This window comes from Azospirillum cavernae, from assembly GCF_003590795.1.
In the GTDB taxonomy this organism is placed as follows: Bacteria; Pseudomonadota; Alphaproteobacteria; order Azospirillales; family Azospirillaceae; genus Azospirillum; species Azospirillum cavernae.
In genome coordinates this window covers 253,539-268,525 of sequence record NZ_QYUL01000005.1, presented here as the reverse complement: position 1 = coordinate 268,525, position 14,987 = coordinate 253,539, and the positions used below count along the sequence as shown (strand labels likewise).

15 protein-coding genes are annotated in these 14,987 nt (G+C 63.7%); 4 read left to right on the top strand and 11 right to left on the bottom strand.

The window, feature by feature from the left end:
- Positions 1–176: 176 nt before the first annotated feature.
- Positions 177–941 carry a metallophosphoesterase family protein gene (locus D3877_RS26595; RefSeq protein ID WP_119833818.1) on the top strand — a complete coding sequence of 255 codons (765 nt, stop codon included), beginning with the start codon at positions 177–179 and terminating at the stop codon, positions 939–941.
- Between the two features lie 3 nt (positions 942–944).
- Here D3877_RS26595 and D3877_RS26590 read toward each other — a convergent pair whose 3' ends face one another.
- The 7 genes from D3877_RS26590 to D3877_RS26560 all read right to left on the bottom strand — a co-directional run bounded on the left by D3877_RS26590 (position 945) and on the right by D3877_RS26560 (position 7,916).
- Entirely contained in the window at positions 945–1,352 is a 408-nt protein-coding gene (locus D3877_RS26590; protein ID WP_119833817.1) for a hypothetical protein, read from the bottom strand.
- A gap of 183 nt (positions 1,353–1,535) precedes the next feature.
- Entirely contained in the window at positions 1,536–2,024 is a 489-nt protein-coding gene (locus D3877_RS26585; RefSeq protein WP_119833816.1) for a YajQ family cyclic di-GMP-binding protein, read from the bottom strand.
- Positions 2,025–2,125: 101 nt separating this feature from the next.
- Positions 2,126–3,154 (bottom strand): peptide ABC transporter ATP-binding protein, encoded by a 1,029-nt coding sequence (locus D3877_RS26580; protein WP_119833815.1) that lies wholly within the window; start codon positions 3,152–3,154, stop codon positions 2,126–2,128.
- Positions 3,151–4,143 carry an ABC transporter ATP-binding protein gene (locus D3877_RS26575; RefSeq protein WP_119833814.1) on the bottom strand — a complete coding sequence of 331 codons (993 nt, stop codon included), beginning with the start codon at positions 4,141–4,143 and terminating at the stop codon, positions 3,151–3,153. The genes D3877_RS26580 and D3877_RS26575 overlap by 4 nt, the downstream gene beginning before the upstream one ends.
- Positions 4,144–4,147: 4 nt before the next feature.
- Entirely contained in the window at positions 4,148–5,062 is a 915-nt protein-coding gene (locus tag D3877_RS26570) for an ABC transporter permease subunit (protein WP_119833813.1), read from the bottom strand.
- Between the two features lie 8 nt (positions 5,063–5,070).
- Positions 5,071–6,081 carry an ABC transporter permease subunit gene (locus D3877_RS26565; RefSeq protein WP_119833812.1) on the bottom strand — a complete coding sequence of 337 codons (1,011 nt, stop codon included), beginning with the start codon at positions 6,079–6,081 and terminating at the stop codon, positions 5,071–5,073.
- Positions 6,082–6,314: 233 nt separating this feature from the next.
- Positions 6,315–7,916, bottom strand: coding sequence for an ABC transporter substrate-binding protein (locus D3877_RS26560; RefSeq protein WP_119833811.1), 1,602 nt, complete (start codon positions 7,914–7,916; stop codon positions 6,315–6,317).
- Between the two features lie 359 nt (positions 7,917–8,275).
- Between D3877_RS26560 and D3877_RS26555 the strand changes: the two genes are divergently transcribed.
- Complete coding sequence (locus tag D3877_RS26555; RefSeq protein WP_119833810.1) at positions 8,276–9,208, top strand: DMT family transporter; 933 nt, start codon at positions 8,276–8,278, stop codon at positions 9,206–9,208.
- A 75-nt stretch (positions 9,209–9,283) separates the two neighbouring features.
- Positions 9,284–10,153, top strand: a complete 870-nt coding sequence (locus D3877_RS26550) for a ChbG/HpnK family deacetylase (protein ID WP_119833809.1) — start codon at positions 9,284–9,286, stop codon at positions 10,151–10,153.
- On the opposite strand, the gene D3877_RS26545 is transcribed toward D3877_RS26550, so the two are convergent.
- The 3 genes from D3877_RS26545 to purU form a co-directional block, all read right to left on the bottom strand.
- On the bottom strand, positions 10,125–11,741 hold the full coding sequence (locus D3877_RS26545; protein WP_119833808.1) for an AMP-binding protein: 1,617 nt from the start codon (positions 11,739–11,741) through the stop codon (positions 10,125–10,127). The two genes, D3877_RS26550 and D3877_RS26545, sit on opposite strands and share 29 nt — an antisense overlap.
- A gap of 283 nt (positions 11,742–12,024) precedes the next feature.
- Positions 12,025–12,570, bottom strand: a complete 546-nt coding sequence (locus D3877_RS26540) for a hypothetical protein (protein WP_119833807.1) — start codon at positions 12,568–12,570, stop codon at positions 12,025–12,027.
- A 525-nt stretch (positions 12,571–13,095) separates the two neighbouring features.
- Positions 13,096–13,962: a formyltetrahydrofolate deformylase gene (purU, locus tag D3877_RS26535; protein WP_119833806.1), complete on the bottom strand. Its 867-nt coding sequence runs from the start codon at positions 13,960–13,962 to the stop codon at positions 13,096–13,098.
- Between the two features lie 186 nt (positions 13,963–14,148).
- Between purU and D3877_RS26530 the strand changes: the two genes are divergently transcribed.
- On the top strand, positions 14,149–14,535 hold the full coding sequence (locus tag D3877_RS26530; RefSeq protein ID WP_119833805.1) for a hypothetical protein: 387 nt from the start codon (positions 14,149–14,151) through the stop codon (positions 14,533–14,535).
- An 88-nt stretch (positions 14,536–14,623) separates the two neighbouring features.
- Here D3877_RS26530 and D3877_RS30340 read toward each other — a convergent pair whose 3' ends face one another.
- Positions 14,624–14,791: a hypothetical protein gene (locus D3877_RS30340; RefSeq protein WP_199721002.1), complete on the bottom strand. Its 168-nt coding sequence runs from the start codon at positions 14,789–14,791 to the stop codon at positions 14,624–14,626.
- Between the last annotated feature and the right edge of the window lie 196 nt (positions 14,792–14,987).

Below are 14,987 nucleotides of genomic sequence, written 5' to 3'. Positions count from 1 at the left end.
GCGTTCAACCTTGCCATACGTAACAATTGCGTCATGTTTACTTGATAACTGGTCGCAGTAAACGACATTCATCCATTATTAGAAGATTGTAACATTGAATGCGTTGATCCAAGGTTGCGTGGTGGGATCAAAAAGAGGCTCAATAGAGTCCAAGAGTCGCAACAAGGAGGAACCTCGTGTTCGGGTTTGCGCGGCAATCAAGGCCAGCGGTCACAGCATCTACGGCGTCGGTCCCTCGCGGCACGCGGGTTTACGCTGTCGGCGACATTCACGGACGGCTCGATCTGCTTGACGCACTGCTCGATCAGATCGGGCGTGACGCCGACGACGCCCCGAATCTGGTCAAATCCCTGATTTTCCTTGGGGACTATATTGATCGTGGACCCGATTCCGCTCGCGTCATCGAACGGCTCATCAACGGCCTACCGCCGATGTTCAGCACGGTCTGTCTGCGCGGCAATCATGAGGACGTTATGGTCCGCTTTCTCAGCGACCTGCGCGCCGCCCCTGGTTGGCTGACCTATGGCGGGCGCGCCACCTTGACCAGTTACGGCGTTCCTGCCCCCGCCGCCGACGCGCCGCCCGCCGAATTGGCGGAGGCGCAGCGCGCGTTGAATCTCGCCCTGCCCGAACCTCACCGCGCCTTCCTCAGCGGCCTACGGTGTCAGGCGACCTTGGGGGACTATCATTTTGTCCATGCGGGCGTGCGCCCCGGCGTGCCGTTGGATCGGCAGAAGGACGCGGATCGGTTGTGGATCCGCCATGAGTTCCTGAACTCCAGCCACGATCACGGCAAAATCATCGTTCATGGCCACACCGTGGCCAGCGAGCCGGAATCCTACGCGAACCGCATCGGCGTCGACACCGGGGCCTACGCCACGCACCGCTTGACCGCTGTGGTTTTGGAAGGAACGGAGCGGCGCTTTCTCGGCACCGCGTGACGGTCACGCCGCCGTGTTCTGGGTCAGCAATGTGGTGAGCCAGCGAAAATTGGAGCCATCGCCGCTCTGGATCGCGCTTTCCACCACCTGAAGCGGGCCGCTGGGATCCTGCATGGTCAAGTCGGGCGTTTCGCCGCCCTGCGCGGCGCCCGATCCGCTGACGTCTTGCGCGAACAGGGTGACGGCCCCCACGCCCAACCGGATGGAGGGTTGGCTGTTGGGCGCCACCGCGCTCGCCCCGGCGCCAGCCGTGGCCCCTTGGTCAACGCCGTTCAGCGTCTGCAACATCGCCGCGAATTGACCCGCCAGCGCGCCTGCGTCGCGGGTGGCAGCGGCGCCTTTGCGCTCCAGGACGTCTTCCGCCCGGATGCGCATCGCTTGCGTGGCCTCGCTGCTGGCCATCATCGACATGGGATCACCCCTGTGGCGTTTGGCGAACCCACAGGTTTACGCAATTTTCACGCCACACGCCAAAGCCAGCATCGTCAACGATGCGTCGGGGGCTGCGACCGATTGACCGGCAAAATTTACCGAGCGCCCGGCAGAATCTTCCACCTCCCCCGGCAGGCTTTGCCGGGGGAGGCGTCGTTCCGCTCAGTCGCGGAAATTGTCATACTGCAACGGCTGCTCGATCCCCATGCGCTTCACATGCGCGATGGCTTCTTGCAGATCGTCGCGCTTCTTGCCGGTGACGCGCAGTTCATCGCCTTGAATCGAAACCTGGACCTTCATCTTGCTGTCCTTGATCGATTTTACGATGCGCTTGGCCAACTCCTGCGCGATGCCCTGCTTGACCGTGACGGTGTGGCGCAGGGCGTCGTTGGCCGCGCGTTCCGGCTTGGCCGAAAAATCGAGCGCCGAAGCGTCGAGCTTGCGCCGGGTCACATGGACGCGCACCAACTCCTGCATCTGCAACAGCTTCGGTTCGTCATCGGCCAACAGGACGATGTCGTTCTCCGTCCGCTCGACCGTGCATTTCGAGCCTTTGAAGTCAAAGCGGGTTTCGACCTCGCGACGGACACCGGCGATGGCGTTGTCGATCTCGTGGATGTCGGTCTTGGACACGATGTCGAACGACGGCATGGCGGCTTTCTCCCTAGAATAAAACGAATGCGCCGCACCCTAAAGAAGACGGCCGTTGCACTCAACAGCCGCCTTCTCCGTCCGACGTTTCGATTCAGCGCTCAGTTCATCTGCTCGGCGTGGTGGCAGGCGACCAGCCGGTCATCGACCGGGCGCAGCGCCGGAACCTCCACCCCGCAACGCTCCGTCGCGTAGGGGCAGCGTTTGTGAAAAGAACAGCCCGGCGGCGGATTGAGGGGCGAGGGAAGCTCGCCCTTCGGCACCACCCGCTCCAGCCGCAGGGCCGGGTTGACGCGCGGGGTCGCGGCAAGCAGGATTCGGGTGTAGGGGTGGCGCGGGCGGGCGAACACCACGTCCTTGGCCCCATGCTCCACCGGCTTGCCCAGATACATCACCATGATGGCGTCGGCGATGTGGCGAACGACGCTGAGATCGTGGGAGATGAACAAATAGGCGAGGTTCAGCTCCTCCTGAAGATCCATCATCAGGTTCAGCACCTGCGCCTGGATCGACACGTCGAGCGCCGAAACCGGCTCGTCCGCCACGACGACGCGCGGGCTGAGCATCAGCGCGCGGGCGATGGCGATGCGCTGCCGCTGCCCGCCCGAGAACATGTGCGGGTAGCGGTCCACCTGATCGGCGCGCAGGCCGACCTTGCCCATCATGGCGACGGCGCGTTCGCGCCGTTCGTCCTTGGACAGGTTGGTGTTGATGACCAGCGGCTCCGTCAGGATCGAGCCGACGGTCTTGCGCGGGTTCAGCGAGCCATAGGGGTTCTGGAACACCATCTGGACCGTGCGACGCAGCTCCTTCAGATCCGCCGCGCTGCGCCCGACGACGTCGCGCCCGTCATAATGCAGCTCGCCGGAGCTGGGCGGCTCGATCATGGTGACGGAGCGGGCCAGGGTGGATTTGCCGCAGCCGGATTCGCCGACCACGGCCAGAGTCCGCCCGGCGCGAAGCTGGAAGGACACGCCGTCCAGCGCCTTGACCGTCGCCATCGGTTTGAAGACGCCGCGCTTGACGCCGTAATATTTGCGCAGATGGCGGGCTTCCAGAACGACGGCGCGGTCGTCCCCATCCTTCAGAAAGTCGGGCAGGACGTCGGGATTCAGAGCATCGGTGGTCATTGGATCGCCCCCTCGGCGGCAACCTGCCCGTCAGGCAAGGGGTAGAAGCAGCGGGCGCGCCCGTTGTCGACGTCAAGCAAGGCCGGACGTTCGGCCCGGCAACGGTCGGTGGCGAAGCGGCAGCGCGGGCTGAACAGGCAGCCCGCCGGACGGTCGGCGATGCCGGGAACCATGCCGGGGATCGTCGGCAGACGGCGTTTGCCCAACGCCCGCTCCGGCAGCGCGTCGAGCAGCGCCCCGGTGTAGGGGTGGCGCGGGCGGGCGAACAGGTCGGCGACCGGGCGGGTTTCGGCCAACTGACCGGCGTACATCACGGCGACGCGCTGGGCGGTTTCCGCCACCACGCCCATGTCGTGCGTGATGAGGATCAGGGCCATGCCCCGTTCCTTTTGCAACCGGACCAGAAGATCGAGGATCTGTTTCTGGATGGTGACGTCCAGCGCCGTCGTCGGCTCGTCCGCCACCAGCAGGCGCGGGTTGCAGGCGATGGCGATGGCGATCATGACGCGCTGGTTCATGCCGCCCGAAAGCTGGTGCGGGAAGGCCGACAGCCGGGTTTCCGGGGCGGGAATGCCGACCTGCTCCAGCAGATCGATGGCGCGATGGCGCAGCGCCTTGCCGGTCAGCCCCTCATGCACCCGCAGGGTTTCCATGATCTGGAAGCCGACGGTGAAGCAGGGGTTCAAGCTGGTCATCGGCTCCTGAAACACCATGGCGACGTCCTTGCCGGTGATCTTCCGGCGTTTGGACGGCTCCAGGGTCAAGAGATCGGTTCCGGCGAAGCTCATGCGGTCGGCGATGATCCGCCCGTTGCCGCCCAGCAGCCCCATAACGGCGAGCGACGTCACCGATTTGCCGGACCCGGATTCGCCGACGATGCCGACGACCTCGCCCTCGTCCACGGTCAGGTCGATTCCATCCACCGCGCGGAAGGTTCCGGCGCGGGTGGTGAACTCGACCGACAGGTTTTTGATGTCGAGAAGAGGCATGGCGTCAACGCTTCAGCTTGGGGTCGAGCGCGTCGCGAAGACCGTCGCCCAACAGATTGAAGGCCAGAACCGTCACCAGGATCGACACGCCGGGCCAAGTGACGACCCACGGCGCGCGCTGGAGGAACTGGAGGGAGGAGGCCAGCATGGTGCCCCATTCCGGCGTCGGCGGCTGCGCGCCCAAGCCCAGGAAGCCCAACGCGGCGGCGTCCAGAATGGCGGTGGAGAAGCCCAGCGTCGCCTGCACGATCAACGGCGCCACGCAATTCGGCAGCACGACGATCAGCATCAGGCGCAGCGGCCCGGCCCCCGCTACGCGCGAGGCGATGACGTAATCCCGGTTGACCTCCGCCAGCACCGCCGCCCGGGTCAGGCGGGCGTAGTGCGGGATGACGACGACCGACACCGCCAGCATGGCGTTGACCAGCCCCGGCCCGAGGATGGCGGCCACCACCACGGCCAACAGCAGGCTGGGCAGCGCCAGCAGAATGTCCATGAAGCGCATGATTAGCACGTCGACCATGCCGCCGAAGAAACCGGCCAGCAGGCCCAGCGCCAGCCCGATGGCCAGCGACAGGGTGACGACGATCAGGCCGATCATCATCGACAGGCGCGCGCCGTGCATCAGACGGGACATCATGTCGCGGCCAATGTCGTCGGTGCCCAGAATGAAGCGCCAGGTTCCGCCATCATACCAAACCGGCGGGGCCAAAATGGCGTCGCGGAACTGGATGTTGGGATCGTAAGGGGCCAGCAACTCGGCGAAGATCGCGATCACGGCGATGGCGAGAATGACCACCAGACCGATCAGCGATCCCTTGTTTTGTTTGAAATGATACCAGAATTCCAACAGCGGGTGCGGCGGGCGGGACGGCGCCGCCACAGGCGCGGCGGAGGGCGAGGAGAGATCAGCGGACATGTCGGGACTCACCGCGCGTGACGGATACGAGGGTTGAGAACGCCGTACAGCACGTCAACCAGCAGATTGACGGCGATCACCGAGGTGGCGATCAGCAGCACGCCGCCTTGCAGCGCCGGGTAATCCCGGCGGCCAATCGATTCGATCAACCATTTGCCGATGCCGGGCCACGAGAAAATGGTTTCGGTCAGGATGGCGCCGCCCAACAGCGTGCCGACCTGAAGACCGATGACCGTCACCACCGGGATCAGCGCGTTGCGCAGCGCGTGCAGGCCGATGACCCGGCTGTCCGACAGGCCCTTGGCGTGGGCGGTGCGGATGTAATCCTCCCCCAACACCTCCAGCATGGCCGACCGCGTCATGCGCGCCACCACCGCCAACGGCACCGTGCCCAGCACGATGGTCGGCAGGATCAGGTGATGAAGGGCCGACCAGAAGGCGCCATATTCGCCGACCAGCAGCGTGTCGATCAGCATGAAGCCGGTCGTCGGCTCAATGTAATAGAGCAGGTCCAAACGGCCCGACACCGGCGTCCAACCCAAGCCGACCGAGAAGAACAGGATCAGCAGCAGGCCCCACCAAAAGATCGGCATCGAATAGCCGGTCAGGCTGATGCCCATCACCCCGTGGTCAAACAGGGAGCCGCGCTTGACCGCCGCCAAAATTCCGGCGGGCAGACCCAGCAGCGTCGCGAACAGCATAGCCGCCAACGCCAATTCCAGAGTCGCCGGGAACAGCGTGACGAACTCGCTCAGCACCGAATTGTGGGTGATGAGCGACACGCCGAAATCGCCGGTCATGACGTTCCAAACATAGTCGAGGAATTGCCGCCACAGGGGCAAATCCAGGCCCAACTCATGGCGGAACTGAGCGAGTCGTTCGGGCGCGATGCCGCGTTCGCCGACGCGAACCTCGATGGGATCGCCGGGGACGAGCCGGATCAAAATAAAGGTTAGAAAGGTGATGCCGAGAAAGGTCGGAATCACCAAGCTCACCCGCGTCAGGATGAAGCGAAGCATCGTGTTGTCACTCTTTTGAAAGAAATCAGTCTGAACAGCGCGTTGTCGTTTTCGTAAAGAAACGCTGGACGCCCAAATCACCAAACCAGACCCGAAGTTCCGCGCGCGTCGCCGCCCCGGACATCGGAATCGCAAAGCGTCTCACCCCAGATGCGAACCTCCCCTTCCACCCGACGGCTTCCAAACGGGAAACCGGGGATGAAAGGGGAGATCGCCTCAGTCCTGCAAAAGACTTACTGCTTCAGATCAACGCCGTCGAAGTAATGGAGCGCGAACGGATCCATCTTGTAGCCCTGAACGGCCTTGTTCAGCCCCATATACACCACCGAATGAGCGATGGTGTACCACGGCGCCTCTTCCTTGAAGATCACCTGAGCCTGTTCGTACAGCTTGGTGCGGGCGGCGAGGTCGTTGGTGCGCTTGGCCTGGACGACGAGACCGTCGAACTCCTTGTTGCACCATTTCGACAGGTTGTTGCCGCCCGGACGGGCCGCTTCGCAACCCAACAGCGTGTACAGGAAGTTGTCGGGGTCGCCGTTGTCGCCGGTCCAACCCAGCATGCCCATCAGGTGCTCGCCCTGCTGCATGCGCTTGCGGTATTCGCCCCACTCATACTGAACGACCTTGGCCTTGACGCCGACCTTCGCCAGATCGGCCTGCATCATCTCGGCCACGCGCTTGGCGTTCGGGTTGTAGGGGCGCGCCACCGGCATGGCCCACAGGTCGGTTTCAAAGCCGTTGGGATAGCCAGCCTCGGCCAGCAGCTTCTTCGCACGCTCCTGGTCGAAGGGATAATCCTCAATGGCCTTGTTGTAGGACCACATGGTCGGCGGAATCGGATTCTTGGCCGGAACGCCAGCGCCCTGATACACAGCGTCGACGATGGCCTTCTTGTCGATCGCCATGCTGATGGCCCGACGGACCTTCACATCGTCAAACGGCTTCTTCAAGGTGTTGAAGGAGACGTAACCGACGTTCAGCCCCTCCTGCTCCTGCACGGTGATCGAGGCGTCTTTCTTCATCGCCTCGATGTCGGCCGGGTTGGGATAGGCCATCACATGGCACTCGCCCGCCTTCAGCTTAGCCAAACGAACGGCGGCGTCGGGGGTGATGGCGAAAACCAGATTGTCGATGGGCTGCTTGCCACCCCAATAACCGTCAAACGCCTTAAAGCGAATGACCGCGTCCTTCTGGTAGGCCACGAACTGGAAGGGGCCGGTCCCGATGGGAACCTGATCGACCTTCTCCGGCGTGCCCTTCTTCAGCATCGCTTCGGCGTATTCCGCCGATTGGATTCCCATGAAGGCCATGGCCATATTGGCCAGGAACGGGGCCTCGACCTCGTTCAACGTGATCTTGACGGTCAGGTTGTCGATTTTCTCGACCGACTTCAACAGGGTCGGCATCGCCATGTCGGCGAAGTAATCATAAGCCCCACCAGACACTTTGTGGAAGGGATGCTCCTTCTTCCACTGGCGTTCGATGGAGAAGATCACGTCATCGACGTTGGCGTCGCGGGTCGGTTTGAAATCATTGTTGCTGTGCCACTTGATCCCAGCGCGCAGCTTGAAGGTGTAGACCAAGCCGTCGTCGGAAATGGTCCAGGATTCGGCAAGACCCGGAACGACCTTCGTGCCGCCGCGCTCAAACTGAACCAGGGTGCTGACGACCGGCAGGGACGCGTCCCAGCTCGTCCCGGTCGTGTTCAACGCCGGATTGAAGTTTTCGGGGCTGCCCTCAGAGCAATAGACGAGGGTTTTGGCGGCCTGGGCGGGCGCCGCGAGCGCCAGCGCCGCAGCCATGCCAAGCCCGGCACCCAACAGGATGCGCTTCATTCTTTGGTCTCCCGATTCCCGTTGAAACGATCTGAAATTTGCCAATTCGGCTTTGGGGTTCTTACGACATTTGGCTCGCGCTTGCGTCACCTGTCAACGTGAACATGCATACGTCGTTATTCTACTCTACGGAGCATTCTTTGCAGACCGAGAAGAGATGATTTTGCGCGTTTTTTTACTTCAAAACGAAACAGTTGCAAACGCAATCGAATTGTTTGCTGCGCGAACAGAGCGGTGACGCGCCGAATCAGGAACCGCGCGGCGAACCTCAGCCATGCGTTCCCGGTCGACCCACCGCGCCAAACCCCATGTTAGGGTGGCGTGATTCGCTGACAGCCTTCGCCCCGCCTCCCCCACCCATGTTCGCCACCATGCTGTCCGCCCTGCGCAGCGGCCCCTGGGCCGCCTTTGGCCTTTACCTGACCGCCTCGGCGTTGCTGGCGTCCAACCCGGTGTTGGGGCGGGCCGCCGCCCATGTCGTGCCGCCCATCGGTCTGGCCTTCTGGCGCTGGCTGCTCGCCTTTCTGATGATTCTGCCGCTGGCCATCCCCGGCCTGCTGATTCATCGGCATCGCCTGTTGGCGGAATGGCGGCGTTTCCTGCTGCTGGGCTTTCTGGGGCAGGGCATTTCCGGAGCCATCGTCTATTACGGGCTGGAACGCACCAGCGCGACCAACGCCAGCCTGATTTACGCGACCAGCCCGGTGATGGTTCTGGTGATCGCCGCCGTCTGGCTGGGCGACCGCATCCGCCCGCGCCAAGTGGCGGGCATCCTGCTGGCCATGGCCGGGGTTCTGGTGATTTTGACGCGGGGCGACGTCGAGGTTCTGCGCCATCTCTCCTTCAATCTGGGCGATCTTCTGGTTCTGATCGGGGCCGTGTCCTGGTCGGTCTTCACCATTTTGCTGCGCCAGACCCGCAATCCGTTGCCGGTCGTCACCAGCTTCGCCGCCAACGCGCTGGCTGGAGTCTTGGTTTTGGCCCCCTTCTATCTGTGGGAAAGCGTGACCGTTCGTTCGGTGCCCTTCACCCTTCCGACCGCGCTGTCGCTTCTGGGCGTGGCGCTGTTCGCCTCGGTCCTGGCCTTTCTCGCCTACCAGAAAGCCATCGCCCGGATGGGCGTGGCGCAGGCGTCCACGGCGCTTTACGTGTCGCCGCTGTGGGCGGCTCTGGCCTCTTGGTTGTTGCTGGGCGAGGGGTTGGAGATGTTCCATCTGCTGGGGGTTCTGCTGGTGCTGCCCGGCGTCACCCTGGCGACCTTGCCGTCCCGTTCGACCGCCGCCAAGCCATGATGTCCCTTGATCGGCAGAACACGCCTCGCCATCTTCGGCGCTGACAGCCCTTCCCCGACTCTGAGATTTCCGCCGATGACCACGCCCGTTCTGCTCTGCGCCGATGATTACGGGCTGGCACCCGGCGTCAACGTCGCGATCCGGGAGTTGATCGCGGCGGGCCGCCTGACCGCCACCTCGGTGATGAGCCTGTGCCCCTTCTGGGCGCCGGAGGCCGCCGCGTTGCGCGAACTGGCCGACAAGGCTGATGTCGGGCTGCATTTCACCTTGACCGACCAGACGCCGCTGGGGCCGATGCCCGGACTGGCCCCGGCTGGGCGCTTGCCGCCCTTGGGGCGCTTGATGGCGCTGGCCTATCGGGGGGGCCTGGACGCAGGCGAAATTCGCGACGAGTTGGCCAGGCAGATCGACGCCTTCACCACGGCTTGGGGCGGCCCCCCGGCCTACATCGACGGCCACCAGCATGTTCATCAACTGCCGACGGTGCGTGACGCGGTGGTGGACGCGCTGGCCACGCTGCCGGGCGCCTACGCCCGCCGGTGCGGCGAGCCGGTGGGCGCGATCCTGCGCCGCAAGGTGGCCGTGCCGAAAACGCTGCTGATCGGCGCGTTGGGCCATGGCCTGTCCCGTCTGCTCGACGCCCGCGCCATTCCAGCGAACGACCGTTTCGCCGGGGTCTACGACTTCGCGACGACGACGCCGTTCGCCGCGCTGATGCCGCGCTTTCTCGACGGCTTTCTCGATGGTCCGCCGGGCCGGAATTTGCTGATGGTCCATCCCGGCCTGCCCGACGACGCCCTGCGCCGGGTGGACAGCCTCGTCGAGCCGCGCCGGGCTGAGTATGAGTATCTGAAGGGGCCGGAGTTCGCCGCCCTGTTGGAACAGCGCGGCGTCCGTCTGGCCCGCTTCAACGATCTCAGTCGCCGTCCCACCGCCGCAGCTTGAAGCGCTGAACCTTGCCGGTTTCGGTGCGCGGCAGGGCGTCCAGAAATTCAACGGCGCGGGGGTATTTGTAGGGCGCGATGTGGTCCTTCACATAGCTTTGCAGCAGTTCCACCAGCCGGTCGTCGGCCCGCATCCCGTCGCGGATGACGATGAAGGCCTTGGGAATGGTGCCGCGCACGGGGTCGGGAACGGCGACCACCGCGCATTCCTGCACCGCATCATGCCCCAACAGGATGTTTTCGACTTCCAACCCGGAGATCTTGTAGCCCGCCGAGACGATCAAATCGTCGGTGCGCGCGTGGTACCAGAAGAAACCATCCTCATCGACGTGGAAGGCGTCGCCGGTCAGGTTCCAGCCCTGTTGCACATAGGCCTCTTGGCGCGGATCGTCGAGATAGAGGCACCCCGTCGCCCCGCGCACCGCCAGCCGCCCGACCTGCCCTGGCGGGGCCGGACGGAAATCATCGTCCACGACCATCGCCTCATAGCCCGGCACCGGCTTGCCGGTCGAACCGGGGCGAACGTCGCCGGGAACGGCGTGCAGCACCGCGTTCAACAACTCCGTGGTGCCGAGGCTGTCGAGGATCTCCAGCCCGGTCGCCGCCCGCCAGCCTTCAAAGGTCAGCAGCGGCAGAGGTTCGCCCGCCGACACGCACAGGCGCAGCGACGACAAGCTTTCGGCCAGCGCCGGGTCGCTCTCCAGATGAGCGATCATGCCGCGATAGACGGTCGGCACGGTGAAGAGGATGGTCGCCCGATGGCGAATCGCCGCGTCGAGCAAGCGGTCGTGGGTGCCGCGCTCCAGCAACACGACGGAGGCCCCGATCCGCAGCGGGAACAGCAGCAGCCCGCCCAGCCCATAGGCGAAGGCCAGCGTCGGCGACCCGCAAAACACGTCGTCGGGCGTGGTGTGGAGAATGGAGCGGGGCGACAGATCGGCGATCGCCAGCACATGGCGGTGCAGATGCGCCGCCGCCTTGGGCGTGCCGGTGGTGCCCGAGGTGAAGGCGATCAACGCCACATCGTCGTTCGCCGTGTCGGCGGCGGTGAAACCGGCGGGTTTTCCGGCGATCCGATGCTCCAACTCGCCGCCCTGGAAGCCGACGATGCGCATCGACGGCGCGGCGGCCTCCTCCAGATCATCCAAGTAACGCCGGTCGCACAGCGCCATGGTGATCGCCGCCCGTTCCAGCACGTCGGCCAATTCCGGGGCGCGCAGCAGCGGCATGGTCGGCACCAGCACCGCCCCCGCCTTGATGACCGCCAGCCAGCAGGCCGCCAGCATCGGCGTGTTCGGCCCGCGCAGCAGCACGCGGTTGCCGGGGACGACGCCGTAATCCTCGGTCAGGACGCGGGCGATGCGGTCCACCGTGTCGCGGAGTTGGCCATAACTCCACACCCCATCCCCGCCGATCAGGCAAGGCCGCTCGTCCCAGCCGCGTTCGCGCCAGCCGTCCAACAGGACGGCGACGGCGTTCAAACGGGCGGGATAGGCAAGCTCTGGTCGGTCGAGCAGGAAATCAGGGCGTTGGGACGGCGCCGGCAAACGGTCGCGGGTGAAGCTGTCGGTGTGGCCGGATCGTTCCATACGGTCAACGCCCTCCCGCCGGAACCGGGGTTGGAGCTGTGGGATCGGTCGGACAACGCCGACAGAGAGATTGTTCCCGCGCAACCCGGTCACGGGCCGCTGCAAAGGCGTTTGCCGTCATGGATATGCTCCAACTCCCCCTGCGGTCGGCGCGCGCACGCCCCGCCGTCTTTTTTAGGCTTACGACTATAGTGCCGAGGAGGGGCGCGGAGCCATGCAACGAAGGAATGGTGGGTGTACCATCAATCGCTGTTTTTGACGGGGCGGGGCTGAAGACGGCCCCTCAGCCAACGTTGTCGGCGTCGCAGAGATACAAATCGATCTCGCCCTGTTCCATGACGTGGGCGGCGCCGTGGATGATGCCGTTGGCGACCTGAATGATGCGGTGGATCATCGCCACAGAGATTTGGCAGTCGGCCCGCAGCTTGTCCGGGTCGCCGCCCAGGATGTCGGTGGCGACGCGCTCCACCGTGTGGGCGATGACCTGATGGGCCTGGGCGATGGTGTCTTCAAACGGGGCGCGGAATTTTGACGGGACATGGCCGTAGGCCTCGATCGCCAAGTCCTTGTCGGAAAAGCCGCTGTCACGAAAATGCTCGGCGTAGGATTTGGGCTGCCAGATTTGGCACTCTTCCAGCATGTCGGGCATGTCGGGGATCATCTCGATCAACATCACGATTTCGTTGAAGTGATTGAGATAGTCTGTCGCCAGCAGGGTCTTTTCCGAAATGTTGGTGCCCTGCACGCGGACGCGCCACACCTCATAATCGGCCAATTCGTCCGGCGGAACGCCGTCGGTCACGGACAGATCGAACTCTTGGTCTTCCATGCGCCAATCCGAACCCGATGCGGCAACCGAAGGATCGCGACGCCCGGTCGCAGCCCCTCATCCCTGATGACACTGTGCCGTTGTCATTAACTTCCGATTAAGTGACTTGCAAGCGCCCGCGTGGCCGACCGACGCAAAAACACACAATCCATCCCAACGCCCCGCGCCGCCCAACACGCCAACGGCAACATTCCAAACGTCGACGAGTCAGAAAAAACGCGCCGGCCCGGGGGAGGTGCCGGCGCGTTCGAGGATCGGGAACACTCGCCTCGCCCTCGCACAGCCATAAGCCGGAGGGCAATGTCAGAGTGGCCCGATAAGTCTTTCGGAACGGTTAAAAGCCCGTTGCCGTTTGCCCTAGGACCAAAGCAAACGGGTTCGACTGCTTTGCTGTTCGAGATGTCCAACTTGAAACAGATGATGGCTGGGGCGGCGAAATCTTGCGGACGACCGACGGATTGTTGCTCGCATCTTGCGCCTGAGGCGTGGGCGGATCGTCCGCCTGCGCGTCAGGAGCGCTCAGCGTCAGCGGAAGACCACCGTCTTGCTGCCGTTCAGCAACACACGATGCTCAACGTGATAGCGCACGGCGCGCGCCAGAACGACGTTTTCGATGTCCCGTCCGATGGCCACCAGATCATCCGGCGTCATCGTGTGATCGACGCGCTCGGCTTCCTGCTCGATGATCGGCCCTTCGTCGAGGTTGGACGTCACGTAATGCGCCGTCGCTCCGATCAGCTTCACGCCACGCGTGTGCGCCTGGTGATAGGGCTTCGCGCCCTTGAAGCTGGGCAGGAAGCTGTGATGGATGTTGATGACCCGCCCGGCCATCCGTTCACACAAACGCCCGGACAGAACCTGCATGTAGCGGGCGAGAACGACCAGATCGACCTTCTCGGTCTCGACGATCTCCAACAGGCGCTCTTCCTGCTGGGCCTTGTTGTCGGAGCCGACGGGGATGTGATGGAAGGGAATGTTGTGCCACGCCGCCAACTGGTAGAAATCCCGGTGGTTGGAGACGATGGCCGGAATTTCGATGGGCAGATAGCCGGTGCGGTAGCGGTAAAGCAGATCATTCAGGCAGTGCCCGAACTTCGACACCATAATCAGCACCCGCTGGCGCCGACCGGCGTCATGCAGCTTCCAGGTCATGGCGAAGCGGTCGGCCACATGCGCCGCGAAATCAGCCTCCAGCGCCGCCTGGGACGGCCCCGCGCCGCCAGCGGAAAAATGGATGCGCAGGAAAAACAGGCCCGACACCCGGTCGCCGAACTGGGCGCTGTCCTTGATGTTGCAGCTCCGCTCCGCCAGAAAGCCGGACACCGCGAACACGATGCCGACCGCGTCGGGGCAGGAGATGGTGAGGATATAGTCGGAGCCGGTGTCAGCCATCGCGCGTCTACCATTGAACGAGCACAGGAAAAGGGAGGTCTGCGTATCACGATCCACGCGCGCTTGCACCCGCTTGATGCGAAAAGCCCCCGCCCGCTCTGGGAATGGCGCAAGCCCTGACTGGCGCCAACCGCCCGACAATGCCACAATGCCCGTCAAGCCAACGGTTGGCGACGGAGCGCTTCCATGACCTCGGGCGGAAAAATCGTCGGTGAATACACCAAAGGCAAAGTCGACAAGCTGTTGACGGCGGAGGCGTCGGACAGCGGCGCCCGTCACCGCATCCGGCATTTCCTGGAAAACATGGACGCCGCGATCCTGGAGGCCAATTGCGAGGTGATCGGGCGCGAGTTGCCGAACCTCAACCGGGATTCCTTTCTGCGGATGGCGGTCCGGGTGGCGGAATTGCGCGCGGACTACATCCGGGCGGGCATCAAGGCGGCGGAATCGCGCCGCCCCGAAGCGCCGGCGGTGGCCGAATTGGCGCGCCTGCGCTCGGCCTATGAGGAAATGCAGTCCGTCTATGAGGCCGCCGAGCGGGTCATCGAACGCGGGTACGTCAAGTTGGCGTGACAAAAACAAAACCCCTTCCCACCAGATCGGAGGAAAGGGGCGCTGAAGGTGTCTGGATCGTCGATCAATCCATCGACGGCCCTGACGATCACACGTCCTGGAAATGCTCCAGTTCGCGACGCAGACTGGTCATTTCTTGCTTCAGACCGACAAGGCGGCCAACATCGGGGGCCGGGCGACGCTCTTCCTTTTCAAGCTCGCCCTCAACCTCGCGCTGCTCTTGCCGGATGATGTTGAACAAGGCTTTCCTCAACATCGCCACCTCCTGAGCTGATTGGTAAAATTTAATCTCTTTCCTATCCATCTTCAAGCAACGGTTTACCCTGATGGAGTCCGTGTGAGGTTGTCGTGATGCCCTTCACAGAAGCAGGGGCAATATTCACGCCCGCCAATCCTCCCTCTCTTGACAAGGCTTTGCCGGGCGCCCATTGGTTAACAAGAGATGGATGTTT